The 23,881-nt window shown below is 50.1% G+C and carries 28 protein-coding genes; 21 read left to right on the top strand and 7 right to left on the bottom strand.

Annotated elements, in window-relative coordinates:
* The first annotated feature begins 9 nt into the window (after positions 1 to 9).
* Genes ACO6UX_RS05180 through ACO6UX_RS05160 form a run of 5 tightly spaced genes read left to right on the top strand, consistent with a single transcriptional unit; the run spans position 10 to position 2,689 of the window.
* Positions 10 to 285, top strand: a complete 276-nt coding sequence (locus ACO6UX_RS05180; RefSeq protein ID WP_101746105.1) for a hypothetical protein — start codon at positions 10 to 12, stop codon at positions 283 to 285.
* Positions 286 to 289: 4 nt separating this feature from the next.
* Entirely contained in the window at positions 290 to 715 is a 426-nt protein-coding gene (locus ACO6UX_RS05175) for an N-acetylmuramoyl-L-alanine amidase (protein ID WP_422445481.1), read from the top strand.
* Positions 712 to 1,080, top strand: coding sequence for a 3TM-type holin (locus tag ACO6UX_RS05170; protein WP_422445479.1), 369 nt, complete (start codon positions 712 to 714; stop codon positions 1,078 to 1,080). The genes ACO6UX_RS05175 and ACO6UX_RS05170 overlap by 4 nt, the downstream gene beginning before the upstream one ends.
* Before the next feature lie 2 nt (positions 1,081 to 1,082).
* The gene (locus ACO6UX_RS05165) at positions 1,083 to 1,643 is read left to right on the top strand and encodes a ParB/Srx family N-terminal domain-containing protein (protein WP_422445477.1); all 561 of its coding nucleotides are present in this window, start codon (positions 1,083 to 1,085) and stop codon (positions 1,641 to 1,643) included.
* Entirely contained in the window at positions 1,622 to 2,689 is a 1,068-nt protein-coding gene (locus ACO6UX_RS05160) for a GNAT family N-acetyltransferase (RefSeq protein ID WP_422445475.1), read from the top strand. The genes ACO6UX_RS05165 and ACO6UX_RS05160 overlap by 22 nt, the downstream gene beginning before the upstream one ends.
* 193 nt (positions 2,690 to 2,882) lie before the next feature.
* On the opposite strand, the gene ACO6UX_RS05155 is transcribed toward ACO6UX_RS05160, so the two are convergent.
* The 3 genes from ACO6UX_RS05155 to ACO6UX_RS05145 form a co-directional block, all read right to left on the bottom strand.
* Entirely contained in the window at positions 2,883 to 3,197 is a 315-nt protein-coding gene (locus tag ACO6UX_RS05155; RefSeq protein ID WP_422445473.1) for a hypothetical protein, read from the bottom strand.
* Between the two features lie 360 nt (positions 3,198 to 3,557).
* Positions 3,558 to 3,953: a hypothetical protein gene (locus ACO6UX_RS05150; protein ID WP_422445471.1), complete on the bottom strand. Its 396-nt coding sequence runs from the start codon at positions 3,951 to 3,953 to the stop codon at positions 3,558 to 3,560.
* Positions 3,954 to 3,971: 18 nt separating this feature from the next.
* Positions 3,972 to 4,325 (bottom strand): DUF3768 domain-containing protein, encoded by a 354-nt coding sequence (locus tag ACO6UX_RS05145; protein WP_422445469.1) that lies wholly within the window; start codon positions 4,323 to 4,325, stop codon positions 3,972 to 3,974.
* A 125-nt stretch (positions 4,326 to 4,450) separates the two neighbouring features.
* Here ACO6UX_RS05145 and ACO6UX_RS05140 point away from each other — a divergent pair, with 125 nt between their 5' ends.
* Complete coding sequence (locus ACO6UX_RS05140; protein WP_422445467.1) at positions 4,451 to 4,927, top strand: hypothetical protein; 477 nt, start codon at positions 4,451 to 4,453, stop codon at positions 4,925 to 4,927.
* Here ACO6UX_RS05140 and ACO6UX_RS05135 read toward each other — a convergent pair.
* A complete protein-coding gene (locus tag ACO6UX_RS05135) occupies positions 4,919 to 5,206 on the bottom strand; it encodes a type II toxin-antitoxin system RelE family toxin (RefSeq protein WP_422445465.1) in 288 nt (95 codons plus the stop codon). The two genes, ACO6UX_RS05140 and ACO6UX_RS05135, sit on opposite strands and share 9 nt — an antisense overlap.
* The gene (locus tag ACO6UX_RS05130) at positions 5,196 to 5,450 is read right to left on the bottom strand and encodes a type II toxin-antitoxin system Phd/YefM family antitoxin (protein ID WP_163373296.1); all 255 of its coding nucleotides are present in this window, start codon (positions 5,448 to 5,450) and stop codon (positions 5,196 to 5,198) included. Before ACO6UX_RS05130 ends, ACO6UX_RS05135 begins: the two co-directional genes overlap by 11 nt.
* A 74-nt stretch (positions 5,451 to 5,524) precedes the next feature.
* On the opposite strand from ACO6UX_RS05130, the gene ACO6UX_RS05125 reads away from it, so the two are divergent.
* The 9 genes from ACO6UX_RS05125 (at position 5,525) to ACO6UX_RS05085 (ending at position 12,690) form a co-directional block, all read left to right on the top strand.
* Entirely contained in the window at positions 5,525 to 7,390 is a 1,866-nt protein-coding gene (locus ACO6UX_RS05125; protein WP_422445462.1) for a phage terminase large subunit family protein, read from the top strand.
* Positions 7,391 to 7,395: 5 nt separating this feature from the next.
* Positions 7,396 to 7,596, top strand: a complete 201-nt coding sequence (locus tag ACO6UX_RS05120) for a phage head-tail joining protein (RefSeq protein ID WP_422445460.1) — start codon at positions 7,396 to 7,398, stop codon at positions 7,594 to 7,596.
* A gap of 2 nt (positions 7,597 to 7,598) precedes the next feature.
* Positions 7,599 to 9,068, top strand: a complete 1,470-nt coding sequence (locus ACO6UX_RS05115; protein ID WP_422445458.1) for a phage portal protein — start codon at positions 7,599 to 7,601, stop codon at positions 9,066 to 9,068.
* Positions 9,058 to 9,885 (top strand): head maturation protease, ClpP-related, encoded by an 828-nt coding sequence (locus ACO6UX_RS05110; protein WP_422445456.1) that lies wholly within the window; start codon positions 9,058 to 9,060, stop codon positions 9,883 to 9,885. Before ACO6UX_RS05115 ends, ACO6UX_RS05110 begins: the two co-directional genes overlap by 11 nt.
* Positions 9,886 to 10,335 (top strand): head decoration protein, encoded by a 450-nt coding sequence (locus ACO6UX_RS05105; protein ID WP_422446147.1) that lies wholly within the window; start codon positions 9,886 to 9,888, stop codon positions 10,333 to 10,335.
* A 64-nt stretch (positions 10,336 to 10,399) separates the two neighbouring features.
* Positions 10,400 to 11,389 (top strand): major capsid protein, encoded by a 990-nt coding sequence (locus tag ACO6UX_RS05100; RefSeq protein ID WP_422445454.1) that lies wholly within the window; start codon positions 10,400 to 10,402, stop codon positions 11,387 to 11,389.
* A gap of 24 nt (positions 11,390 to 11,413) precedes the next feature.
* Positions 11,414 to 11,707, top strand: coding sequence for a head-tail joining protein (locus ACO6UX_RS05095; protein WP_422445452.1), 294 nt, complete (start codon positions 11,414 to 11,416; stop codon positions 11,705 to 11,707).
* The gene (locus tag ACO6UX_RS05090) at positions 11,697 to 12,302 is read left to right on the top strand and encodes a hypothetical protein (RefSeq protein ID WP_422445450.1); all 606 of its coding nucleotides are present in this window, start codon (positions 11,697 to 11,699) and stop codon (positions 12,300 to 12,302) included. Before ACO6UX_RS05095 ends, ACO6UX_RS05090 begins: the two co-directional genes overlap by 11 nt.
* Positions 12,268 to 12,690 (top strand): phage tail terminator family protein, encoded by a 423-nt coding sequence (locus ACO6UX_RS05085; RefSeq protein ID WP_269674013.1) that lies wholly within the window; start codon positions 12,268 to 12,270, stop codon positions 12,688 to 12,690. Before ACO6UX_RS05090 ends, ACO6UX_RS05085 begins: the two co-directional genes overlap by 35 nt.
* Here ACO6UX_RS05085 and ACO6UX_RS05080 read toward each other — a convergent pair.
* Complete coding sequence (locus tag ACO6UX_RS05080; protein WP_241693514.1) at positions 12,687 to 13,085, bottom strand: DUF2237 family protein; 399 nt, start codon at positions 13,083 to 13,085, stop codon at positions 12,687 to 12,689. The genes ACO6UX_RS05085 and ACO6UX_RS05080 overlap by 4 nt on opposite strands.
* 35 nt (positions 13,086 to 13,120) lie before the next feature.
* On the opposite strand from ACO6UX_RS05080, the gene ACO6UX_RS05075 reads away from it, so the two are divergent.
* From ACO6UX_RS05075 to ACO6UX_RS05050, 6 genes are all read left to right on the top strand, one after another.
* A complete protein-coding gene (locus ACO6UX_RS05075) occupies positions 13,121 to 13,864 on the top strand; it encodes a hypothetical protein (RefSeq protein ID WP_422445448.1) in 744 nt (247 codons plus the stop codon).
* A 71-nt stretch (positions 13,865 to 13,935) separates the two neighbouring features.
* Complete coding sequence (locus tag ACO6UX_RS05070; RefSeq protein ID WP_422445446.1) at positions 13,936 to 16,932, top strand: tape measure protein; 2,997 nt, start codon at positions 13,936 to 13,938, stop codon at positions 16,930 to 16,932.
* A complete protein-coding gene (locus tag ACO6UX_RS05065; protein ID WP_101746124.1) occupies positions 16,932 to 17,315 on the top strand; it encodes a hypothetical protein in 384 nt (127 codons plus the stop codon). Before ACO6UX_RS05070 ends, ACO6UX_RS05065 begins: the two co-directional genes overlap by 1 nt.
* Before the next feature lie 34 nt (positions 17,316 to 17,349).
* Positions 17,350 to 17,991 carry a hypothetical protein gene (locus ACO6UX_RS05060; protein WP_422445444.1) on the top strand — a complete coding sequence of 214 codons (642 nt, stop codon included), beginning with the start codon at positions 17,350 to 17,352 and terminating at the stop codon, positions 17,989 to 17,991.
* 71 nt (positions 17,992 to 18,062) lie between these two features.
* Positions 18,063 to 21,590: a hypothetical protein gene (locus tag ACO6UX_RS05055; RefSeq protein WP_422445442.1), complete on the top strand. Its 3,528-nt coding sequence runs from the start codon at positions 18,063 to 18,065 to the stop codon at positions 21,588 to 21,590.
* Positions 21,590 to 22,423, top strand: a complete 834-nt coding sequence (locus ACO6UX_RS05050) for a LamG-like jellyroll fold domain-containing protein (protein WP_422445440.1) — start codon at positions 21,590 to 21,592, stop codon at positions 22,421 to 22,423. Before ACO6UX_RS05055 ends, ACO6UX_RS05050 begins: the two co-directional genes overlap by 1 nt.
* On the opposite strand, the gene ACO6UX_RS05045 is transcribed toward ACO6UX_RS05050, so the two are convergent.
* Positions 22,420 to 23,850, bottom strand: a complete 1,431-nt coding sequence (locus tag ACO6UX_RS05045; protein WP_422445438.1) for a transposase — start codon at positions 23,848 to 23,850, stop codon at positions 22,420 to 22,422. The genes ACO6UX_RS05050 and ACO6UX_RS05045 overlap by 4 nt on opposite strands.
* Between the last annotated feature and the right edge of the window lie 31 nt (positions 23,851 to 23,881).

The raw sequence follows: 23,881 nt of genomic DNA, 5'->3' as shown, positions 1-23,881 counted from the left end.
GGACGCACCATGACTGACCTCTCCGACCGTCTGGATCGCATTGATGTGAAGCTGGACAAACTGAGCGAGGCAGTATCCCAACTCGCCAGAATTGAAGAACGCATCTCACACCAGAACGACAACATGAATCAGCTGGATTCCAGGCTGAGTGAGATGGAAGCCCGGATCAGGGCCTTGGAGCTTCAGGGTAGTTCTCGTGGTGTTCTGCTGGCCGGTATTGAACGACTTGGCTGGTTGGTCGTGTCTGCACTGATTGGCCTGGTTGCCTTCTTCTTCAGGAAATGAAGCGATGATTCCAAGGACGGAAACCAATTACATCGTGATCCATTGTTCAGCTACCCGGGCAGATCAGGAAGTCACTGCAGACGATATCCGACGCTGGCATCTGGAAGACAATGGTTGGTCAGATATCGGGTATCACTGGATTATTGAGCGAAGTGGCAAGATTCAGCATGGCAGAGATGCTCAGGTTCAGGGGGCTCATGTTCGAGGTCATAACCATGAGTCCATTGGTATCTGTCTGGTCGGAGGTATTGATCGACAGGGAAAACCAGAAGATAACTTCACTTCTCAACAATGGCTGATGCTGGAAATGCTGGTTGAATCCCTGCAGCTGCGTTATCCAAAGGCTCAAGTGGTTGGTCATTACTATTTCACTCCCTACAAAACCTGCCCAAACTTTGTGGTTGAGCACTGGTTGGAGACCATCGAATGAGCTGGACTGCTGCAATTCCTCTACTGGGTAAGGTGATTGAGCGCATCATTCCTGACCCTGAAAAAGCTGCCCAGGCGAAAAACCAACTGGTGGATATGGCGGTCAAAGGTGAGCTGGATGAACTGGCTCAACGTGCCGGTGTTATCAAGGCAGAAGCTCAGGGTGATGGTTGGTTACAGCGGTCATGGCGTCCCATTGTAATGCTGGTATTTACTGCCCTGATTGTTGCTCGCTGGCTTGGCTGGTCAGCACCGGATTTATCAGAAGCGGTGGAGCTTAAACTCTTCTCCATCGTTCAGATTGGCCTTGGTGGTTACATTACCAGCCGGGGCATTGAGAAGGTGGCAGACAAGATAAGGCGCTAAGGATGGCAGCAAAGAAATACAAAATGGTGGATCGTAAAGTCAGCGACCTGATCCCTTATGTGAACAATTCCAGGGTTCACGATGAAGAGCAGATTATCCAGATTTGTTCGTCTATCAAAGAGTTTGGCTTTACCAATCCTGTGTTGATTGACGAAGAAAACGGGATTATTGCTGGCCATGGACGTTTGATGGCAGCAAAGAAATTGAACCTGAAAACCGTTCCCTGCATTGTCTTGGCCGGACTGTCGGAAGCCCAGAAGAAGGCCTACGTCATAGCGGATAATTCCATAGCCCTGAATAGCTCATGGGATATGGACGTACTATCCCGGGAAGTGGAAGCCCTGCAAGCTGAAGACTTTGATCTGAATCTGCTCGGCTTCAAAGACGATTTCATGGTAACGCTCTTTGATGATCTTGCCCCTGAACCCGAACAGAAACCCAATGGCGAGGAATACACCGAAATTTTCAATATCCTGGTGGAGTGTGACAACGAAGCCCATCAGCAGGAAATCTACGACGAACTGACACAAAAGGGACTGAAATGCCGCGTTCAAAGTTTGTAGTGGAGTCCGCTATCAAGCCTTCCTTTCGCACTGAGAAGGTCAAGGGGATGTTTGATATTGATATGCAGTCGGTGAAGAAAGAGTTCGACGTAGATATTCCCATTGAGGACAAGCCCTGGAATATTGGCCTGATTGTTGGTGCCAGTGGTTCTGGCAAGACGACCATTGCCAGAGAAGTATTCAAGGACTTTGAACTATTCTCCGGTTACCAGTGGTCAGACCGCTCCGTAGTGGACGATTTCAGCGAAGACCTGAGTGCCAAGCAGATTACGGAATCATTGAGCAAGGTAGGGTTTTCTTCTCCGCCTGACTGGTTGAAGCCGTTTTCTGTGCTCTCCAATGGCCAGAAGATGCGGGCAGAACTTGCCAGGCTGATCCTGGAATCCGATAAGCCGGTAATCTACGACGAATTTACCTCTGTCGTGGATCGGCAGGTGGCCAAGATCGGCAGTGCCGCTATCCAGAAGTTTATCCGCAAGGAGGATAAGCAGTTTATTGCGGTCAGCTGCCATTACGATATTGTCGAATGGCTACAACCGGATTGGGTTTACGACTGCAACAAGCATACCTTCAAACGGAGGCGTCTTCGACGACCGGAAATCCGTATCGATGTCCGCAGAGCCGACCAGTCAGAGTGGCCGCTATTTAGGCCATTTCACTATCTGAGCAGTGTTCACAACCGATCAGCCCATAAGTACATTGCCGAGATCAATGGGGAACCGGTGGGTTGGTGCAGCGTCTTGCACTTCCCTCATCCGAGTAATAAGAAGCTGAAACGACTGCACAGAACGGTGGTATTGCCCGATTATCAGGGGCTGGGGATTGGCTTTCAGTTGCGCTGCTATATCTGCGAGTTGTACCGGAAACAGGGCTACAAGGTGAATACCGTTACCACGTCGCCTGCCTTGATTCATGCCATGAATAAATCGGATGAATGGATCATGACCCGCAAACCTGGACGGGTCGGCATGCCTGCTCAGTCGATCCTGAGTAAGCATTCATTTGATCGGTTGACCTGTTCATTCCAATATGTGGGTACGGATTGAGCATCATACAGGATCGGTTCTACGTCGATCTGGCGGGTCATTTGATCATTGCAATAGGTTACAGATCAATATTGGAAACGTCGCATGGTGACGATTTACCGGTGCCTGGTGATGTTCCGATAGTGCATGAATAATCATCAAACTCAAAAAAAGCAGGCATCGTTGCCTGCTTTGTGAGGGGTTGAATCCGGGATTAAATGCGGAATGTCTCCTCTTCCTTTTTGCCTCCGTTTTTAAAGCATTCGGACAGGTCATCAACAGCGGATTTCAATGCGCTGATAATGGCAGTTGATTGAGCATCGGTGTACTCATATTTGTCATCGTTGGCCAATGATGAGATGGACTTCAATACCCGCAGGGCTTTGGGTACACGGATGTTTGCCAGTTCAGCAAATTTTTCAGAATCGGACTTTTTGCTTTTCTTGTCAGTGTTTTTATTAGCCATGGTTTTATCTCCTTTTGCATTGTTTTTAGCTGTGGTTTTTGCAGTGTTTTTATTAGTAGTCATGATGTATCTCCTTTGCGTTGTTTATTGATGTCACACTTTAACTATGGGTGAACTGCCGTATATCTCAACTGTTTTTCTGGTTTAATACTCCTTTATAGTTGATTGATTTAATGATGATTTTTCCAGTAGGTAATGGCTTTCAAACTGTCAAATTACAAACAACGTGGGTCCCTGCAATGTTTAGTTTTTTGCGGGTGCGAGGGGGCGCGGATTTGCGTTAGTGACAGGTCTGAAAACGAGGTATACCCTTGGTATACTTTTTGGCATTAACCAGCTGAAAACTAATAAGAAAATTCAGTTTCAAAAATGGTGCAGCAGGTATACTTTTTATTCAAACCAGTGCCGTCCTTGGCGGTTGAGTTATTGTCGCTTTTCAAGCCATTGCTGAATCGTTAATTCTCTGGGAAAGCGCTGCTGAAGCCAGTCATCAATCAGCTGCTCTACCAGTTTTCTGAACTGTTTTTCATCCGGGAAATCCCAGGGCTCAAATTCCGGGTTCTGCTCACACAAGGCAATCCAGAGTTGAGCCGCCAGCGTTTCAGAGATTTCATAATCAAATACTCCGGGAAAGCCTTCCTCATCATTTTTGAAATGTTCGATCTCGCTGATGATCTGGCTATAACGGCAAAGGTTATGAATCAGCTCCAGTTCTCCATCACCAAATAATTCTGCTGGTGTGCGGGTTTGGTCGCTTAATCGGTCAATAACGCCAGTACAGAAATAGTAATGAGTGATCAATTGCGTTTCATTATTCATGGTTGTTTTTCTCCGTTATTAATAATCGATGGCCAGCATAATGGTCAGAACCCGGATGGTTTTGGTTAAATCCGAGGCATCTTCCGAACCGTGTTCCATATCCGGGGCGTAATAATCAAACATGGCAATGATCCATTCATCTTCAAACTTGAAGCGGAAACAGTCGTGTTCACCATACGGATCATTCTGCTCATTGAAGTGGTTAAACTCGGCAACGGCTTTCAACAAACCGACTTTGTTCTCAATGGTGTTTTGCAGGTTGGCGGTCATCACTATTTCAAACCGGCAGTTGATGAGGGAAAGACTGTTCTTCACTTCCAGATTCACCAGTGACTTTCGCACCGCATCATTTAACGTGGCAATTTCATTCATAACTACATCCTTTATTGATTCATTTTTTGTTGTCGCAGTAGCTCTATAGGGGATGGCCACGATAATTCGAGAAAATTTAAGACAAATGTCCATATTGAATGAGATGGCTGTAGGTATGACTTCCCATGGCGCTGATTTCACAAGCGGAATTTGCCAGACAGCAGGGCTTTACCAAGAGCTATGTCACCAAACTGATCAAAAAGGGCATTGTGAAACTGAAAAATGGCAAGGTGGATTTGGTGCAGGCTGAGCAGGCCATGAAAGCCAATAGTGACCCGGTGACGTTGATCCGTTCCGATCAATCCACCGATCTTGCACCGACACAACCGGGAGCCGTTGACTTTGTCACTGCCTGCACTATGCGGGAGGCGTTCAAAGCAAAGATGGCCAAGCTGGAGTATGAGGAAAAAAGCGGCACCCTGACCGATGCCGCCAAGGTAAAGCAGGATGCGTTCAAAGCGGGGCGGATTGTTCGGGATGAACTGCTGGCTATTCCTGATCGAATGGCGGATGTGCTGGCGGCGGAGGATGACACAAGAAAAGTGGGGGAGCTACTTCAAGAGGAGTTGGAAGCGATACTTAATGCTATGGCTTTACCGTAGTCGTTTTTGAGCGGCTTTATAGGCTTCGCTTCGCTCTCGTTTACCGACACTGATCACAAATACTACAACAACGTCGTCCAAGACCTGATAAACCAACCGATAGCCCGAATTTCGCAGTTTGATTTTGTAGCAGTCTTTCTGGCCGGACAGTTTATCTTTGGAAACTTTAGGGTTCTCCAAGCGTTTACGCAACTTGGCCTTGAACTGCTCTCTGACCGTGGAGTTAAGCTTCTGCCATTCTTTCCACGCCAGTGCAGAAAAATCCAACTTATAGGTCATCGATATTTACCCGAATCCGCTCATCATTTTTGCGTTCTTCGACGATGGCTGCGAGTTCCAGGTCATCCAGAGCATCGAGCATAGCTTCATAAACATGGGCTGGCACTGCATAAAACACGGGCTGATTGCGATTCAGGATGGCCACGGTTTCACCATTGGCTTCTTTCAGAACGGCCATCGGGTTTTTTTTGAGTTCGGATATCCCGGCACTGACATCAGCGAGAATAGGATGGACTGAGGCCATAACTAGCTCCTTTTACGGTTGATTAATAGATCAAATAATAGACCTATTATTAGGTTTCTTCAAAGGTTGCTTAAATGGTTGATAGCGTGTCAGTCAAAAGCCCATATTTTGAAGGCTTCTTCAAAGGGCTGAGGCCGGACACCCGCCTGACCGTTTCCGAGTGGGCTGACCAGAAGCGGATTCTTCCGGCAAAAGCCACCAAAGAAGCTGGCCGTTGGCGAACTTCCCGCACACCGTATCTGAAAGAGATCATGGATTGTCTGTCACCATCGTCGCCTGTCGAGCAAGTGGTGTTTATGAAAGGTGCCCAGGTGGGCGGCACCGAATGCGGCAATAACTGGCTTGGTTATGTGATTGACCATACGCCGGGTCCGATGATGTATGTGCTGCCCACGCTGGATATGGCCAAGCGAACCTCCAAGCAACGGATCGCTCCGATGATCGATGAAATGCCGGATCTGCGGGAGAAAGTAAAAGATCCAAGAAGTCGGGATAGCGGAAATACCCTGCTGACCAAGGAGTTTCCCAATGGTGTGCTGATCTTCACCGGAGCCAATTCAGCAGCAGGCCTGCGCTCGATGCCTGCCCGATTTTTATTTATGGATGAAGTGGATGCCTACGACGATGATGTGGATGGCGAAGGCAGCCCGATCAATCTGGCCATTAAACGAACAGCCACTTTTAGCCGTAACCGCAAAATCCTGATGGTCAGCACACCCAATATTGCAGAAACCAGCAAGATTGAAGCGGCTTATGAGAGCAGTGATAAACGACGCTATCTGGTCCCCTGCAATAGCTGTGGACACTACCAACCAATCGTCTGGGCTCAGATCATTTTTGATAACCATGACCCAGCAACCACCCGGTTTGAGTGTGTGCAGTGTGGTCATAAGCATTATGAAAAAGACAAACCGAAACTGCTCACTAATGGCCATTGGCAGGCTGAAACTGAAAAGAGTAATAAGGTCGCTGGATTCCACCTGAGTTCGCTTTATAGCCCTAATGGCTGGTACAGCTGGCAAAATGCAGTGGAGGACTTTCTCGCCGCCAAAAGTAACCCGGTACAGTTCAAGGACTGGACCAATACCGTTCTTGGCGAGACTTGGACGGAACAAGGTGAGACTGTTGAACATAGTTTGCTTTACCATCGGCGGGAACATTACCCGGCAGAGGTGCCTTGGTGGGTAGAGATACTGACCGTTGGCTGTGATGTCCAGGATGATCGCTTTGAGTTTGAAGTAACCGGCTGGGGTTCTGGTGAGGAAAGCTGGTCAATTGATTATGTCCGTTTATACGGTGACTTATCCCGACAAGGTATCTGGGATGCTCTGGCCGATATGCTCCATAAAACCTACACCCGTCAGGATGGCACCAAAATAAATGTGGCTCAGGTCTGCATAGACTCTGGTGGCCACTACACCGATGAAGTGTATGCCTTCTGTCGTAAGCAAGGAGCCGATTGGGCGATTCCGGTTAAGGGTTCCTCTCAGGCTGGCAAACCTATCGCCACCTTCCCCAAAACCAAAAACAAGAAAGGGATCTATTTGACGCTGGTTGGCACCGATACCGCCAAGGAGTTGGTCTATCAACGCTACCGGGTATTGGAGCCTGGACAAGGCTACTGCCACTGGCCGATCAAGGACTGCTTTGATGAAGATTATTTCAAGCAGGCCACCGCAGAAGAAAAGATCAAGAAATACCGGCTCGGTGTCCCTTACTTTACCTGGGATGCCAAGAACCGCCGGAACGAAGCACTGGATTGCCGGGTATACTCACTGGCCGCGATCCGTATTCTTCAGCAGCACCGGGGCATTAATCTGGAGCTACTCGCCAAAGGCCGACCAGCACCAGAAGATACGCCTGATCCTGAATTAGAAGAAACCAGCAACAAGCCAAAAACACTCCGTCGTTCATCCCGCAGTTCTTACCTTCAGAGATAACTTCCATGATTACCGAGACAGAATACCAGGTTCTGAAACGGGCAGTGCTGCTGCGTGAGACCCGTACTGTGGAATTTGAAGGCCGCCGGGTGGAATACAGCAGCTTTGCTGAGATGGAAAGGCGGCTGCAGGCCATTGAGCGGGAACTGGTCAAGCAGCAAAAACGTCCGAAGCAGTATGGTATTTATTCATCGAAGGGAGTTTGAGCATGGGATTGCTCACCAACCTGTTTCGTCGTTTCAAAAACTCAGCCTATACCGCTGCCGGTATAGGGCGACGAACCAAAAGCTGGTATGCACCAGGGCTTTCCCCAAATACCGCGCTCACTGCTGATCTGTCCAAACTGATTAACCGCTCCCGGGCAGCCATCCGCAATGATCCCTGGGCCAGCAGTGGTTTGGAAAAGCTGGTGAGCAATGTGATTGGCCGTGGCATTACGCCCAAGTCACTGGTGGACGACGATGGTTTACGGGAGCAGCTACAAAACCTGTTTCTGCAATGGTCGGATGAATCGGATACTGATGGTCTGCTGAGTTTCACCGGTCAACAATCGCTGATTACCCGCGCCATGTTTGAAGGTGGCGAGTGCTTTGTCAGGCTTCGTCCCCGCAGGCCGGAAGATGGTTTATCCGTTCCCCTGCAACTGCAGGTGCTGGAATCTGAGTTTGTCCCCATCAGCTATAACGAAACACTGGATAATGGCCATGTGATTAAGGCCGGGATTGAGTTTAACAAGCTGGGTAAGCGAGTTGCCTATTACTTTCACCGGGAGCATCCCGCCGAGTTTGCTTTTGACAGCACCAGACTGGTGCGGGTGAAGGCCGAGAATGTTCTGCATATATTTGAATCCCTGCGTCCGGGACAACTGAGAGGCCAGCCATTACTGACTCAGGTATTAGTCAGACTCTATCATCTGGATAAATTTGATGATGCCACTCTATTACGGCAGGAGATCGCTAACCTGTTTACCGGCTTTATCAAGAAGCCCTCTCCCGAACAAGACCCTATTGATCCTTTGACCGGCAAGCCGCTGGTGTTTGGCGACAGTGGTTTACCGATGGTGGCCATGGAACCAGGAACCATGCAAGAACTGGCACCGGGTGAAGAGGTCGAGTTCAATAATCCACCGGGTACTACCGCAGACTATCCCAATTTTATGAAACAGCAGCTGATGGCCATTGCTGCCGGGATTGGCCTGCCTTATGAACTACTGTCGGGTGATATGGCGGGAGTCAGTGACCGGGCACTGCGCCTGATCATCAATGAGTTCCGTCGTCGCATTCAACAAATTCAGCACAACCAGATCATCTTTCAGTTCTGTCGGCCGGTCTGGAACCGCTGGCTGGATATGGCGGTGCTCAATGGTTCGGTAGCCATCCCTGACTACGCCAATAACCCAAGAGCCTATCGCCGGGTGAAGTGGATCGCCCACGGCTGGCCCTATATGCATCCGGTTCAGGATATGCAGGCGCAGAAAATGGCCGTGCGCTCAGGCTTCAAGTCCCGCTCAGAGGTGGTCAGCGAATTGGGTTATGACAGCGAGCAGATGGATGGTGAAATCGCCGCCGATAATCGCCGGGCAGATAGCCACTCACTGAGGTACGACAGCGATGGCCGTGATCCGGAAAACAGCAAATCTACCAATCAACCAGAAAAGGATGACAGGGATGAGTCATAACCGACAGTGGTACACCTTTAAAAATGAAGCCAACCAGACACCAGAGCTGTTTATCTTTGATGATATTGATGACTGGTACGGCGTTTCGGCACAAAGTGTAGTGGATCAAATTCGTAATCTGGATGCCTCAGAGATCAATGTCCGCCTGAACAGCCGGGGTGGCATGGTGTTTGAAGGCATTGCCATCTATAACGCCCTGCGTCTGCATAAAGCCAATATCCACGTCACCATCGAAGGGCTGGCGGCCAGCATTGCCAGTGTCATTGCCATGGCTGGCGATACGGTCACCATCGCTGAAAATGCCATGATGATGATCCATAACCCCTATGGCTGGGCACAGGGCGATGCCGAAGCCATGCGCAAAACCGCCGATATTATGGATAAGATCGCGGACAGTATTGCTGTGTCGTACACGGGCAGAACCGGCAAGAGCCTTGAGGATATGAAGGCTCTGATGGAGTCTGAATCCTGGTTCACCGCCAAAGAAGCGCTGGACATGGGCCTGGTGGATCAAATTGATGAACCGGTGAAGGCCGCTGCCCGCTTTGATCTCTCCATGTTCCGTAATACACCAGATGGCTATGGACGTATCAAGCAAGCTAAAAAACCGGCAGAGCCAACTCCGCCACAGAATCAGACGATGGAGCCGCAACCTCAAATTGATTCTGTGGCTATTGCTGATCTTTGTCGTCAGGCTGGTTATGCGGAAAAAACCGCTGCAATTCTTAAAGCGGCACTGTCGGAAGATGAGGTCAAGGCTCGGCTCGCCAGCTATGGCCAGATTAAGAACCTCTGCCACCCACCACTTCTGCCATAGATACGCAGGCAATTTACAGTCGGCGTAATCGCGCTTAACCCCTGTCTAATAATATCCCCCAACCAAAAGGACTTTACCCATGAGTGTAAAAACGGAATCGGTCTTACCGGTGAATTTCTGGTGTCTGAAGGCAATAACAGCATCAGCCGTGAGCAGGTGCCATTCGCTGCGAACCTGACGATGGAGCCTGGTACTGTGGTCGCCAGAGCTTCTGATAATGGTATCTACAGCCCTCTTGACCCTGCCGCCGCAGATGGCACTGAAACCGCAGCAGGCATTCTCTACGCAGGCAAGGTGACCGATGCCTCTGGTGGTGACGGTGTGATTATCGCCCGTCTGGCAGAAGTGGTGAACAGTTTGCTGATCTGGCCTGCCGGGATCACCGATGAGCAAAAGGCGACTGCTGTAGATCAACTGGCCGGGCTGGATATTATCCTGCGCAGTGAATAACCCTTCCTGATTTTTACCTCTGTAACTCACTCTTAACAAACTTCCGTTATCAAGGAGCGATAACATGCTGGATATTTTTAATGACGATGCGTTCAGCCTTACCAGTCTGACCGCCACCATCAATGAGATGGACTACAAGCCTGGTCGTCTTGGGCAACTGGGACTCTTTCAGGAGAGCGGCATCAATACAACAACCGTCGTGGTAGAGAGCATTAACGGAGAACTTCGCTTGCTGCCCTCTACCGAGCGTGGCGCACCCGCCACTCAGGCCATTGGCGATAAACGTCAGTTGCTCAGCTTTGTGGTGCCCCATATTCCCCATGACAGCACCATTCTGGCGGCAGAAGTGCAGAATGTCCGTCAGTTTGGCAGTGAGGATGCCATGCAAGGAGTGCAGGCCGTAGTGAACCAGCGGTTGCAAAAGATGAATGCTAACCATGAGGTGACGCTGGAATTTCTGCGCATGGGTGCCCTCAAGGGTGAAATTCTGGATGGCGATGGCAGCACCATACTCTACAACCTGTTTGATGAGTTCGGTGTCACCCAGCAAACCCATGACTTCAAGTTCAGCAGCACGACCACTGACGTTCGTGCCCAGGGCGTCAAAGCCCGTCGCCTGGTGGATGATGCGTTGGGAGCACTGCCCTACAGTGGCCTCCATGCGTTTTGTGGCTCCGACTTCTTTGATGGGCTGGTTGGCCACAAGTCAGTAAAAGAAGCCTACCAGCGTTGGCAGGACGGTGAAGCCTTGCGTACCGATCCCAAGGGCCGGTTCCGTTTTGCGGATATTGATTGGGAAGAGTACCGGGGCTCAGTGGGGGGCAATGACTTTGTTGCCGCCAATGAAGCTTATCTCTACCCAACCGGTGCGGATATCTTCAGGACCTGGTTTGCACCGGCAGATTTTGTGGAAACGGTGAACACCATCGGCCTGCCACGCTATGCCAAGCAGAAGGTGATGGATTTTGAGAAGGGTGTGATTGTTCACACCCAGTCGAATCCACTGCCAATCAACTTACGACCACGGGCAGTGATCAAACTGACCATGAGCTAACCCACAAGCAAGGAGACTGCTCAAATGGATGAAGCTTTCAAAGTGATGGATCACACCATACTTTCAACCTTTGGGCAGTCGGTTTTACTGACGTTTTCGGATCATTCATCGCTGGAAACCCGGGGAATCATCAATAAAGAACTGGTGGAACTTGGCAAATATGAGGCTGTTCAGGGTGAAGTCACCGTTCTCTCTGTGGATAGTGCCATCCTGCTGAAGCGTGGCGATACCGTGTTGGCCAATGGTCAGGTTTATGAGGTCGACCGAAAACTGAAAGACGATGGCTATTTAGCCAAATGGAATATCCATGCTCATTGAACAGGAAGTCAGCGGCGATATTGAAGAACTCACCGCCCTGTTCAAACAGTCCCCGGAAAAAACAGAACAAGCCATTCAAAGAACCCTGTCCAAACTGAGCCGCTGGGCTGAACGACAAGTGCTGCGTGATATGTCCCGACGCATAAAAGTATCACAAAAACGGCTGAAGGAGCTGAACCGGATCAAGGTAAGGCTCAATAAAAGCTACGGCAAAAAAGAGCGTTACCTGACCATCTGGATTGGCATTAATGAAGTAGGTGCCCATCGCCTGGGTAACCCAAAACAAACCCGGCGAGGTGTCCGGGTAGGCAGTCACAGTTTTTGGGAAAACAGTTTTTTGATGCAGCCGGTCAATGCTTCCCGGGAACTGATCTTTGAGCGAAAGGATAACTGGCAACACCGTTACCAACAGTCCAAACGCTCAGGCCGGTGGATGTGGATGGGTTTGCCGCTGGAAAAGAAAACCGTCCGGATCGATAGGGAAGCTGAAACCTCACTGGCAAAAATCAGCCCTCTACTGGTAAACCGGTTTACTGAACTGCTCCATCAAGAACTCAACTATGCTTTCAAGATCGCCTTCAACATCGAACCCTGAACGACAGATTATTGAGAGCCTGCTGGAACAGCTGAAACAGGTTTCTGAACATACTCTGCTGGGTTATTCAGCCACCGGCCAGGAACAGGATTTAGACCTTCCGGCCATCCTGGTGCAGCTGGAATCCATTAATGAAGAACAGCGTCAGGGACAACGGGCAAAATACCGGATGGCGTTCAATATCAGTGCCGTGGCCAAAACCAACAAAGACACTACATACACGCTGCTGGATTTAACCCGTTCCATTCGTGAGCTATTCACTACCGGCCAACGCTTCACTCCAGAAGCCCGAAATATCCAATTCAGTGAAACCCAGTTTGATATTGCGCCAAGCAATGCCCATCTGTCGTTTGCAGACCTGCAAGTGAGCATCGAGGTCGTACTTTAAGGCTCATCAGCAGCCAACTGTTTTAGCGTTGCCAGCTCAACGATTTCCAGTGCCGCCCTATTGGTTGCATTCAGATAAACGGGCGGGGCGACACCTGCCTCATGAGCCTCTGCCCAACGGGCTGCACACAGGCACCAGCGATCACCGGCTTTCAGACCAGGAAAGCCAAGCTCCGGATTAGGTGTAATGAGATCATTGCCTTTGGACAGGGAAAATTGCAGGAACTCATCGGTCATTCGGGCGCAGACCGTATGACTGCCGGAATCTTCCAGACAGGTATGGCAAAACCCATCCCGAAAGAAGCCCGTCACCGGACTCTGGCAGCAGGCTTCTAACTCAGTACCGAGCACATTGGGCTGTTCAAACACCAGTTCTACCATGTGAAACCCTCCCATGATTAACCCATGACCTACAGGATAGGAGAAAAGCCATGTCTACGATGGACCGTAGCTTTATCGGTGCCGGAAGCATCTACATCAAACCTGCTGATGATTCCGCTCCCCTGCTGCCGGTTGGCAATGTCAGCCAGTTTCAATTCAGTTTCGAGGAAGATAAAAAAGAGCTGAAAAACTATCTCGGCGGCGGTGGTAACCGCAATACCATCAGTCGGATATCCTCTATCTCGGCCAGCCTGATCGCACACGACTTTACCGCTGCCAACCTGTCAATGGCCTTGCGTGGTTCTGTGGCTGCCGGTTCAACGACGGTGGTCACAGATGAACTTCATACCAGCTTTGGCGTTGCTGACGAGCTTATCCCGTTTGACAAGCTTCCCGATCTGTCGCAGTCGGTTACGGTTAAAGACAGTCTGGATACCGTCCTGACTGGCGGGGATGATTATGAATTGACCAAATCCGGTATCAAGGTCATTGGCGGTGGTGGCATTGATAACCTGGGGGTGAAAGTGAGCTATACCCCACTGGCCACCAATATGGTTCAGGCCCTGATTGAATCGGGCAAAGAGTTTGTCCTGTTTATGGAAGGCCTCAACGATGCACAGGATGGCAAGCCGTTTAATATCCGGGTGCACCGGGTGAAGTTCTCGCCAGTCCAGAACCTTGATTTTATTTCAGACGATTTTGCCGCTATCGCACTTGAAGTGGATGTACTGGCAGACAGTACCATTGAGGGCTCCGGTCTGAGTACCTTTATGCAGATTGATCTGGCGCAGTAACCCACCGTTTGCTTCCTTCCATTCAGCCCCTGACTCCTAAAAAGAGCAGGGGCTTTTTTTGATAAAAGACTATGGCCAATATCAAACAATCCGCTATTCGCTTAATCCTGAAAGCCAAGGATTTGCTATCCAAGGACGTGAATAAATCCTCGGCTTCCCTGGATGCCTTCCGGCAAGAGGCGAATAAGCTAAAAGGCCAATTAGAGGAACTGGAAAACCAGAATAAGCTTCTTTCGTCTTTTAAAAAGCAGGCCAAGACTACCCACGATGCCAGTCGTGCATTCCGTGAGGCTGAAGATAAGGTCGCCAGGCTTGGCCGGGAAATGGGCAAGATCGACAAGCCCACCAAGGCCATGCAAACGGCCATGGCAAAAGCCCGCAAAGACGTTAAGAAGGCCAATACCGAATACAACCGCCAACGGGAGGCGCTGGCCAAGCTTCGGGGCTCAATGTCCTCTGCTGGGTTATCGACCAAAAACCTGAAGCAGCAGCAGGCCAAGCTCGAACAGCAGCTGAACGAGACCCGGACAGCATTTAAGCGGGCGGATGAAAGTGCCCGGCAGACAGCGAGAACGCTACGCAATAGCAACCTGAAAAGAACGGCCAAGGATGCCGAATCGGCCAGCACATCCGTCGGCAAGCTTACCCGGCGTTTTCTTGGGCTGGCAGCGGCGACTACCGGGCTTTATGCGTTAAAGCGAAGTATTGAGGGTGTGCTAAAGGCAGGTGACCAATTTGAGCGGCTGAGCGTTCAGATGGAAGCGATTACTGGATCTGCAGAAGGTGCTCAGGAAGCGACCCAGTGGATTAAGGATTTTACCCGGAACACACCTTATCAGCTGAATGAAGTATCGGAGGCCTTCGTTCGGCTGAAAGCCTTCGGCCTTGATCCTATGGATGGCACCATGCAGGCGCTGGTGGATCAGGCATCCAAACTTGGCGGCGGCATGGATCGCTTAAACGGCATCTCCTTAGCAGTCGGTCAGGCATGGGCGAAGCAAAAGCTGCAGGGCGAAGAGATCCTGCAGATGGTTGAGCGGGGCATCCCGGTGTGGGATTTGCTCCAGAAGGTAACCGGAAAAAACGTTCAGGAACTGCAAAAACTATCCTCGGCAGGCCAGATTGGCCGGGATGTTATGCGGGAGCTGATTCTCGAAATCGGACGATCTTCCGAGGGCGCTGCGGCCAAGAACATGAGTCTGCTGTCGGGTTATGTCAGTAACCTGAAGGACAGCTGGCAGCAGTTTGCGGTGGAGGTAGCCAAGAGCGGGGCACTGGATTACGCCAAGGATACCTTGGCTGGTATCGCTGCCGAAATTGAGCGGATGAATGGCAATGGTCAGCTGACTGAGCTGGCCAAACGGATCAGTGATGCCTTCGTTGCCATGGGGGAAACCATCAAGCATGCCTTTGCTGGTGCCTCCATCGATGGCTTTGTTACCAGTATTAAATCTGGCTTTGCCACCATTACGGAAGCGATGGCGGCGCTGCGGACTGCTTTCGATTTCACCAGCTCTACGGTAAAGGGCTTTTTCAATGCCTTCACTGCAACTGTTAAGGGCTTTACCACAGTCTATACCGGGTTAATGTACGGCATTGTCAGGGTATGGCAGGAAGTAGCGGATGCCTTGGGCTTTGATGGCATTGCTGAAAAGCTGAAGGGCACCACAGACTTTCTCGGCGGCTTGACCAAGGAGTTTGCCAAGCAGACGGTTGAGGATGCCAAGGATGTCCGGGATGCGCTGAGCGGCGTATACAACGGCTTTGCCGATGAAAGTAAAGCGGCGGCAAAGGCTGCGGAGGATTCGGCCAAGACCATGACCAAGAGCCAGAAATTGCTCTGGCAAAATTTTGCAGATGAATTGCTCCAAGGTCAGAAGAAAGTTAAGCAAGCCACAGCCGAAACAGCCCAAACCGTCAAAAGCCATTTTGAGAATGCAGCGGTTGCTCTCAGCCAGGTAAACGCAGCCGAAACTCGGACAGAACTCGCCAGTCTAGGGGTAGCGTTGGCCGAAGCTTTTTCATTGGGTACGTTGTCTGCACAGGAATATTACGAGGCCACCGAGGCCAGCCGGAAAAAACTTCAGCAGTTTAACAAAGAGGCAAATAAAACCAGGGAGTCCCTGAAAGATGTTGGCGACGAAGCAGAGGAAGCCGGGGATAAGCAAGAACAATCTTTTGAAAACGCCCAGTCTATTTCCGCTGCTTTAGCCGGTCACTATAACGCCATAACCGCCGAATTGATGAGCATGAGCAGTGCCGCTCACGACGCTTTTGTAGCCATACAACAAGGCGGCTCTGTAGATACCACCGCAGCCAAAGGAAGCATTGAAGACCTGAAAAATGAGCTAAAGGCAACCTCCGCAGAAATTAGCCGGTTGCAAAACAATCAGTATCAATTTGATGTAACTGGTATTAGTCGCTGGCTCAATCAAACATCAACCGCTGCCGCTTATGTGAAAAAACAATTTTTAGAGCAAAGAATTGCCCTTGAACAGCTGTTTGAAAGCTATGAACAGGGCGTGATCAATGCCAGAAGTTTTGTTCGTGAGGCTGAAGATGCCGCACAAACTATGAACCTGCTCAATCAAACGGATTTAGACCGGCTCAATAACGCCATTGTTTCAGCCAAACAAAACATGGCCAGCTTAGGCGACAGTTCTCGCAATACCCTCAACAGGCTGCAAGATGAACTGGATGAATTGCAGGGCAGGCAATCCGATATTGAGCAGCGCCGTTATCAAAATCAGCGTGACGATCTGAAGGCACAGCACGCGGAGGCCATCGCAAATGGGGATCAGGAGGCGATCAGGAATATTACCTCAGCCCTGCGGATCAGCGAGCAGATTTACAATGAGCGCAGGCGGCAAGCTAATAATGAGAGAACGAAAGCTCTTAAAGAGCGCCAGGGGAGCGCAGACTTATCTACCCCACGCACCATTTCACAAACCCCGCAGCGTATTATCCGGCTCGAATATCCGGGGGGCGATGTGCATGTTGGGGTAACACCGGGGGATGAAACCAAACTGCTGGAAGCCCTGAAAAATGCTGGCATGAGGACGGTCTGATGCAACTGGATACTATTACCCTCCCGGATGATCTTCTTTGGATCAATGAGTTTGAATGGAACCCTGTGGAGCAAAGCACAGAGCGCAGTTTAACAGGAGCATTATTAGTTCAAGAGCAAGCAAAATTACAGGGCCGCCCCATTGAACTGACCGGTGGGCAGCAGGCCGGTTGGGTCTCCCGCAAAACAGTTTTAGAGCTTCAGGATTTAACCGCAGCTCCGGACAAGGTAATGATCCTGACTCTACCTGACATGCGACAGCTTAATGTTATTTTCGACCGTAGTTCTGGCAGCCCGGTTTCAGCCTCCCCGGTACTCGAAGAGGCGTACCCTGCCGATAACAGTTATTACCATCTTTCATTAAGGCTCATAACCGTGCCATGATCAATCGGTTCATGGGTCAGGGAGAGTAATAACGATGACCGTTCAATTATCAGACCATCTAACCCTTGATGGTGTTTTGTATACAGTGACTGGCGCAGAACCTTATCCGATATTTCATCCAGATATGTTGGGAATTGAAGTATCCCCTATGGGTACCTGGTGTTGGGCTGGTTTTCTCGTTGAGTATGAATACAAAGAGGGTCAGCTTTTCGCCAGATCAATGAACTTAGGGGTCTTTGATGATGAGCCGTTGGTCAATGGCAGGAAGCCTGACCCGCGTCCAAAGCATGCTGGCTCGGCTCTTGACTTGACGCCTAACTTAATGCCTGGCCTCAGATACACCGACGTATGGTTGCCTCTCGAATATAGTGGTGAGGTGACTTTTGGAAGAGACTGGTGGGATTATCCGAGGCGTCGGTATTACGGCAGTGCTCGATCTGTTGATTTCAACGAGATCAAACAGGTTTTGTTCTTAGAAGGGAAGATTCAGAAAGTAACGAACATCTCGGAACGGTTCATTGAGGAACGGAACACACTGATTGAACAGGAAGAAGAAAAAAGAGCAAAAGAGTGGAGTATTAAGGAGCGTAGGCTACGGAGAGTCCGCTTTAAACGAAAGATTATGGAGTTTATTACCAGAAAGAAGCAGCCCATGGCTACCCATCTTTTTGACTAATTGGGCATAACTGAAATCAGAAATTACCGCCTGACTGGCGGTTTTTTTTCGCCTGAAAAAAAGGAAAACCGATGGCAATTAGCAACAGCGATGTAAAACTCTTCGAAAGTCAGCGCCTTAGCGATGAGGAAGACGGTGGCGGTCGGATCACTGGTAATGAGGTCATTGATGGCAACGTCAATAACCTGTTTCAGGATATTTCCAGAATCGACCGAACCATTGGTGATGTGGCTCTGCGAAAGGCGTTTATCGGGATCAGCACTGATAACAATGATATTTATCTCGGCAGTCATCTTATCTTGACTGAGCCTCCCAAAGACAAGAATGTCTCGGTTCTGCTGTTCAATACCGACAGCCAAACTGACGAGCGCCTCGATGCCAGAGACCGGATCGAGAGCTATGTGGTTCCGGGCATTAAGGCATCATGGGAGCTGGTGGGCGATCAGCTGGAAGGGCAGCGATCCGTTGTCGGCTATCAGCGGGAGGAATGGGCAGTGCCTGAAATTGGCGAGGTCTATAAGCTGACAACGCCAGATGAGACAGTCAGCCAGTTCATCCGTATTACTGCCGTTGATTATTCCAATGAGATTTTTACCTATTTCACTGGAGCGGAGTATATCGATTTTACCCGGCGAAAGGTGGAGATGCAGATTAGCGCACCTTTGGTGACGAAATTTATCGGGGCATCGCCCGTTCCCGGCGAGCCGGAGGAGGCAACCAGCCGCATTCAGGAAACGCAGATAGCCGATACCAGCCGTTACTATGGCATCCAGTCTATGAGTGCCAACATTACCGCAGGTGACCTTACGGTAAAGGCTGAGAGCGTTTATGCGCCTCTGGTGCCGAGTGCCAAGGTGGAAAGCCCATTACTGGATCAATATGGCGGCTATACCGGCAAGACCATGGTGGCGACTTCGGCCAGTAACCGATCAGTCAGCTGTCGCTTTGTTCATATCACTGGCACCCAGAGCCGCACCTATCTGCAACGGGGCGTTTTGCCCGGAACCCTGACCCTTTCGGTGGATGGCGGCACCTTTGAAGATAACGGCACAGGCAATCTGATCCATAAAAGCGGCACCAATAATTACAGCAAGCTGACCGTGGATTATGACCTTGGGGAAGTAAACGTCTGGCGAGTAAGCGGAGTTCTTTCGGCCTCCGGTAATGCGACTTATCAGCCAGCGGTGGGAATTACGGGCTCTGCGATCAGTGGTGCTATCCCAATCACAAACCAGAACCGGGGCTTCAACTACACCCTGAACATGGCCGAGGCCAAGCCAAGGCCGGGGACGCTGGTGGTCAGCTATATCGCCCTCGGCAAATGGCAGGACATCCGGGATTCTGGTAATGGCCAGATGATTGGTTCTGGAACTGGCACCATCCTCTTTGCAACCGGCTCGGCGGCAATTACCCTCGATGCTTTGCCCGATCCAGACAGTGCCATTGTTCTCAGCTATGTGGCACAAAATGATGATGAGGTGACGATCAGAACCGGCTCGGTGCCGGTGGATGATATGACCTTCCGGCATACCGTTCAGAAGCCCGGTATCAAGCCCGGTTCCATGACTGTGACGTATATTTCATCCGGGGGGAACAAAACCCTGACCGATCAGGGCAATGGCCTGCTGACGGGCGATGGCAGCGGCGCTATTCATTACGCTCCCGGCGAGCTGAGTTTTAAGCTGGACAACCTGCCTGATAGCGGAACCGAAATACAGCTGACTTATGAAGAAGGCACCAGTGCTGGTGGCGAGGTTATTGTTACGGTGGATGATCTGGGCGTAATGAGCGGCACCATACCCGGAGCGCCTTTATTGCCCGGTTCTATCCAGCTGCAATTTCTGGTTAAGCAGCTGTCCAATGTACCCAACGGTGCAAGACTTGAAGATGATTGGACAACCTATCAGTCCACCAGAAACGTTGCCAAACAGATCAGCGATGATACATCGGGTGGCTGGCGGGGAGTAACCGGCAGCATTAATTACCAGACCGGGGCGTTTACCATTCTGGCATTGGAGAATTACAACTATCCAGAATGGCGGGTAAGAACTTATGGTGGCAATGGTCGTATCAGGGAGGTTGAGGTCACCAATGTACCCAAAGTTCAAACCTTTACTGGCAATACCATTACGGCCATTGCACAGGCCAGCGGCTTAAGTCATGCGCCTTATAATGAGAATATTACCTCGCCAGAGTTGACCATTGATCTGCTGCCCTTGATGGACAATACCGTTTTGCTCCCCGGCAGCGTGGTTTTTCAATGGAATGGTGAAACCTACTTTGACCGGGATGGCTCTCTCTATAAAAACCTGAGCACAGAAACCAATGCCGGTGTTCAGGTTGGCAGGGTCGATTACAGCGGCGGGCTGGCGACACTGGCCAGCTACCCATCCGGCACCGTCAATACGGCCACCATTCAGGCAGCGGCCACCATCGGGGTCGGCTTTGGCATAAATGCCGTGGCCTTCCGTACTCCCGGTGCTCCTGTTCGACAGGGCAGCTTGCAGCTAACGGCAGTGCGGGTGGATAACGGGGATGTGATTACTGCGACAGCTGACTTTAATGGCGACTTCAGCACTTCAGAGGTGGCAGGAAACATCGATGTGACGACTGGCTGGTGTGAGATTGAGTTTACCGATGGAACTGATCCGATTTACGTGATCCCGCAAAGCGTCCGTTACAACTGCGTGGTGGAAACCAGCCTGCCGCTCGATGCTGAACTGATCGGCCTTGTCCCGGTACGTCTGCCTCCCGATGGCAAGGTTCCCATCTATCGAGCCGGGGATATTGTGGTTATAAGTCATACGGCAACCACCGATGCCGGTACTCCAACGGCAGGACAGGTGATTAACCTGGCTCGTGATCATCAGGCAGAAATTACCATTATTGATGCCAATGGTAACTATTTGTCTCCTGACCAGTATACCAGTGACCGGGAGACAGGAACTGTTACCTTTGCCGATCCGTTGAGCCTGATTGATGCTGACAGTAGCCAGCTATCGGCACCCTATAGCATCAAGGATCGGGTGGAGCACATGAGCGTATTGAGCGATGTGCAGATCAATGGCGACCTGTCCATTATCTCCCCGGTGCCTTGGGATTTGCCCGCAGGCGAAACCTCGGTCAGCAGTGCGGTGGTCTATGGCGATCTTCAGGCGAGAGTGAAAAACTTTTTCAGCCAGAAGGTATGGGATAGCGGCGATCCAAACTGGACGGATGACCGGGTTAGAGACCAGACAACTGCCCAATACAACACCATCAACTACCCGGTGGAAGCGACCAACAAGGGGGCTATTTATGGAAAGTGGGCAGTCATATTTACCAGCAGCACAGCTTTCCAGATTGTTGAGGAAAAGCTGGGGATAATAGCCACCGGCAGCACAGCAACCGATACCGCACCCATTAACCCGGAAACAGGAGTGCCTTATTTCACGATGAAAGCCGATGGTTGGGGCAGTGGCTGGTCAACAGGCAACGCTATCCGTTTCAATACCGATGGGTGCCTTGCGCCAGTTTGGATTTGTCGGACGGTGCTTTCAGGTCAGGGTACGGAAACAAACGACGATTTCACGCTACAGATTCGGGGGGATGCTGACTGATGGCAGTAAAAAACTTTAAGCAATATGTCTTGGATCATACTCATCCTGCCTGCCTGTATACTTTTGAGCCTCCTGAGCAAAGTGTATTAGATTTAGACTTTGGTATGTTTGAGCAGGATTTTTCAGGCAATGAGCATCATTTATATACAACTAATACTTATAATCCTGAATTAGCCCGTTTCTCAAGTGGGAATCCGGTCTTTGGCTTGGATCATTACCTGCAATCAACGGCGGTGCTGAATGCAAACACTGGTCTTTATTGTAAAAATCCGGGCTTACTTTACGAGTTCACAGTTTACGGATGGTTTAAGCCACCAACTAACACCGGCAATGAACATATTATTTTTGGGCAGCGAAGTGGTAGCCGTGCTCCCAATTGGATTATGTATTCAGTCAATGACCAATATATAAGGGCAAGGTACAGCGGGACTTCATACAATCTTACTGAGCATTCACTAATTCAAGGCTGGAACTCCCTTCTTGTCAGGAAGCGATACTCTTATCCAGATGACAAAAATTATATGGAAGTATTTTTAAATAATGTATTAATCAAAACCATCGGTGTTAACGATTATATAACTAACCCAGACCGGACGTTTAAGCTTTTCTCACAAAAAGGTCAGACATCTGAATATGGTTATTCGACACCGGGCAACGATCTTGCATTAGGCTGTGTGGCTGTTTGGAGCAGAGCGATAACGGATGATGAAATCAACAATTTGCATCAGGCAAGCACTACCGGGATAGACATGCCTGATGCTGGCGGTGGTGGAAGCATCCAGATTCCGGGGAATGGTAATACAACAACTGTTACTCGACTCTCAAGTTTTTAATGCACGAGTGTTTGATATTCCGGCAAACGGTACTTGAGTGAGGCAGTTGGCATCATTCTCCCCAGCTCCCTGCCTGCCATATGCTTGCTGGATATTCTCAACGGGCGATAGTCTTCGAGAGACTCCGTCAGTTTCTTGAGCTTCTCTTGAGGATTTTCTGACTCCACAACTATCTTGATGATATCCAGCAACGCATCGATTCTGAGTTTCTCGACCAGGCAGCCAACGGTAAGCGCTGGCTGTTTGTGTTCCAGGCGGGCAGATTGTTCAGGATGAAGGAGCAACATATGGTCACACAGCACGCTCAGGATCACGCCACGCTCAGACCCTTCAATGCCTTGCTGCAAGGCTCTGTTGCACCAGCCCTCATGAAGTTTCCAGTCCTCAAAGAACACCTCGATCAACCACCTCAGCGTGTGAAGCCGGGCAATATCATCATGACGCCAGGAAACATCCGTGGCGGCCAGATAGCGATAGTCGTCCTCTCCCTCATATTTCAAGGCAACAATAAATCGCTTCTGCCCATGGGCTTTGACCTTGAGCCGGGCAGACAGCACCGTCACCTTTTGCTCTTTTCCACCTCGTATAACCAGCGTTTTTTTGACACCAGGCCCAAGGTAACTGTCAAAATAGGCCTTCAGCTTCACTTCTTTGTTTTTGTAGATCACCAACTGGTTCCAGCGTAACTGGCTAACCACCTGTATTCCCGAGAAGACCGAAGAAGCTCTATCCATAAAATTGGCATCCCCATAAAGAGCATCCGCCAGAATGCCAGTGACGTTTATATTGGGAAAGTGTCGCTGGTAAGCCTGGATCATATCCAGTGCCAGCAGCTGTTTTGTTGGGTACTCACTGTTGGGCTTTGGCTTGGGGGGCCGATCCTTTGGAGGAATCCCCTGTTTTTTTAACAAGTCTCTTGTTTTCCGCCATTCGGTCATCTCCGGGTCGGGCATGTAGAACCTGAAGTCAACAGGAACGGTTACCAGCGGAGTCTGTAAAACCAGAAAGACCAGCTCCTGACCGTTGATATACCCATTGGTCTTTTTCTCCTTGATCTTGTGGGTTTTGCCAATCTTTTTGGTCCGCTTGGATCGTGAGCGCCCAGTGTCGTCAATAAGAAGATTTCCCTCTGATAAGCCATAACGATCAATGATGACCAGAACACTGATGCGTAGCAGTAGATGCCAGACAATTTCGGATCGATAAAACATCCACCATAAGGCGGCTGATGTGTATTGGCCAAGACTTCGACGTTCCATGGTTGCCCAGCAGAGCTTCTGAGTCAGAATCATTGCTGAAATGACAAATGCTAAAAAATAGCGTTGCTTCATAGTCAGTCGCTGAGCATGCGAAGCCTGACGTAAAGCCTGGTCAAGATGATCAATAAATTGGGTAGCGCAGGGAAGAACACGTATAAGCATGGTCATATAAAAGTTGCCAATACATTACTTTGCAACC

Source organism: Endozoicomonas sp. ALB091 (assembly GCF_049310265.1).
Lineage (GTDB): Bacteria > Pseudomonadota > Gammaproteobacteria > Pseudomonadales > Endozoicomonadaceae > Endozoicomonas.
This window is presented reverse-complemented; position numbering and strand designations above follow the sequence as displayed.

Coding starts and splice junctions, on each gene's coding strand:
- ACO6UX_RS05120 (WP_422445460.1), top strand. CDS start 7,396: ATGATTACCGAGACAGAATACCAGGTTCTGAAACGGGCAGTGCTGCTG.
- ACO6UX_RS05070 (WP_422445446.1), top strand. CDS start 13,936: ATGGCCAATATCAAACAATCCGCTATTCGCTTAATCCTGAAAGCCAAG.
- ACO6UX_RS05175 (WP_422445481.1), top strand. CDS start 290: ATGATTCCAAGGACGGAAACCAATTACATCGTGATCCATTGTTCAGCT.
- ACO6UX_RS05135 (WP_422445465.1), bottom strand. CDS start 5,206: ATGACCTATAAGTTGGATTTTTCTGCACTGGCGTGGAAAGAATGGCAG.
- ACO6UX_RS05045 (WP_422445438.1), bottom strand. CDS start 23,850: ATGACCATGCTTATACGTGTTCTTCCCTGCGCTACCCAATTTATTGAT.
- ACO6UX_RS05060 (WP_422445444.1), top strand. CDS start 17,350: ATGACCGTTCAATTATCAGACCATCTAACCCTTGATGGTGTTTTGTAT.
- ACO6UX_RS05075 (WP_422445448.1), top strand. CDS start 13,121: ATGTCTACGATGGACCGTAGCTTTATCGGTGCCGGAAGCATCTACATC.
- ACO6UX_RS05160 (WP_422445475.1), top strand. CDS start 1,622: ATGCCGCGTTCAAAGTTTGTAGTGGAGTCCGCTATCAAGCCTTCCTTT.
- ACO6UX_RS05130 (WP_163373296.1), bottom strand. CDS start 5,450: ATGGCCTCAGTCCATCCTATTCTCGCTGATGTCAGTGCCGGGATATCC.
- ACO6UX_RS05165 (WP_422445477.1), top strand. CDS start 1,083: ATGGCAGCAAAGAAATACAAAATGGTGGATCGTAAAGTCAGCGACCTG.
- ACO6UX_RS05140 (WP_422445467.1), top strand. CDS start 4,451: ATGGCGCTGATTTCACAAGCGGAATTTGCCAGACAGCAGGGCTTTACC.
- ACO6UX_RS05100 (WP_422445454.1), top strand. CDS start 10,400: ATGCTGGATATTTTTAATGACGATGCGTTCAGCCTTACCAGTCTGACC.
- ACO6UX_RS05155 (WP_422445473.1), bottom strand. CDS start 3,197: ATGACTACTAATAAAAACACTGCAAAAACCACAGCTAAAAACAATGCA.
- ACO6UX_RS05065 (WP_101746124.1), top strand. CDS start 16,932: ATGCAACTGGATACTATTACCCTCCCGGATGATCTTCTTTGGATCAAT.
- ACO6UX_RS05085 (WP_269674013.1), top strand. CDS start 12,268: ATGCTTTCAAGATCGCCTTCAACATCGAACCCTGAACGACAGATTATT.
- ACO6UX_RS05110 (WP_422445456.1), top strand. CDS start 9,058: ATGAGTCATAACCGACAGTGGTACACCTTTAAAAATGAAGCCAACCAG.
- ACO6UX_RS05090 (WP_422445450.1), top strand. CDS start 11,697: ATGCTCATTGAACAGGAAGTCAGCGGCGATATTGAAGAACTCACCGCC.
- ACO6UX_RS05170 (WP_422445479.1), top strand. CDS start 712: ATGAGCTGGACTGCTGCAATTCCTCTACTGGGTAAGGTGATTGAGCGC.
- ACO6UX_RS05125 (WP_422445462.1), top strand. CDS start 5,525: ATGGTTGATAGCGTGTCAGTCAAAAGCCCATATTTTGAAGGCTTCTTC.
- ACO6UX_RS05180 (WP_101746105.1), top strand. CDS start 10: ATGACTGACCTCTCCGACCGTCTGGATCGCATTGATGTGAAGCTGGAC.
- ACO6UX_RS05145 (WP_422445469.1), bottom strand. CDS start 4,325: ATGAATGAAATTGCCACGTTAAATGATGCGGTGCGAAAGTCACTGGTG.
- ACO6UX_RS05055 (WP_422445442.1), top strand. CDS start 18,063: ATGGCAATTAGCAACAGCGATGTAAAACTCTTCGAAAGTCAGCGCCTT.
- ACO6UX_RS05080 (WP_241693514.1), bottom strand. CDS start 13,085: ATGGGAGGGTTTCACATGGTAGAACTGGTGTTTGAACAGCCCAATGTG.
- ACO6UX_RS05095 (WP_422445452.1), top strand. CDS start 11,414: ATGGATGAAGCTTTCAAAGTGATGGATCACACCATACTTTCAACCTTT.
- ACO6UX_RS05150 (WP_422445471.1), bottom strand. CDS start 3,953: ATGAATAATGAAACGCAATTGATCACTCATTACTATTTCTGTACTGGC.
- ACO6UX_RS05115 (WP_422445458.1), top strand. CDS start 7,599: ATGGGATTGCTCACCAACCTGTTTCGTCGTTTCAAAAACTCAGCCTAT.
- ACO6UX_RS05050 (WP_422445440.1), top strand. CDS start 21,590: ATGGCAGTAAAAAACTTTAAGCAATATGTCTTGGATCATACTCATCCT.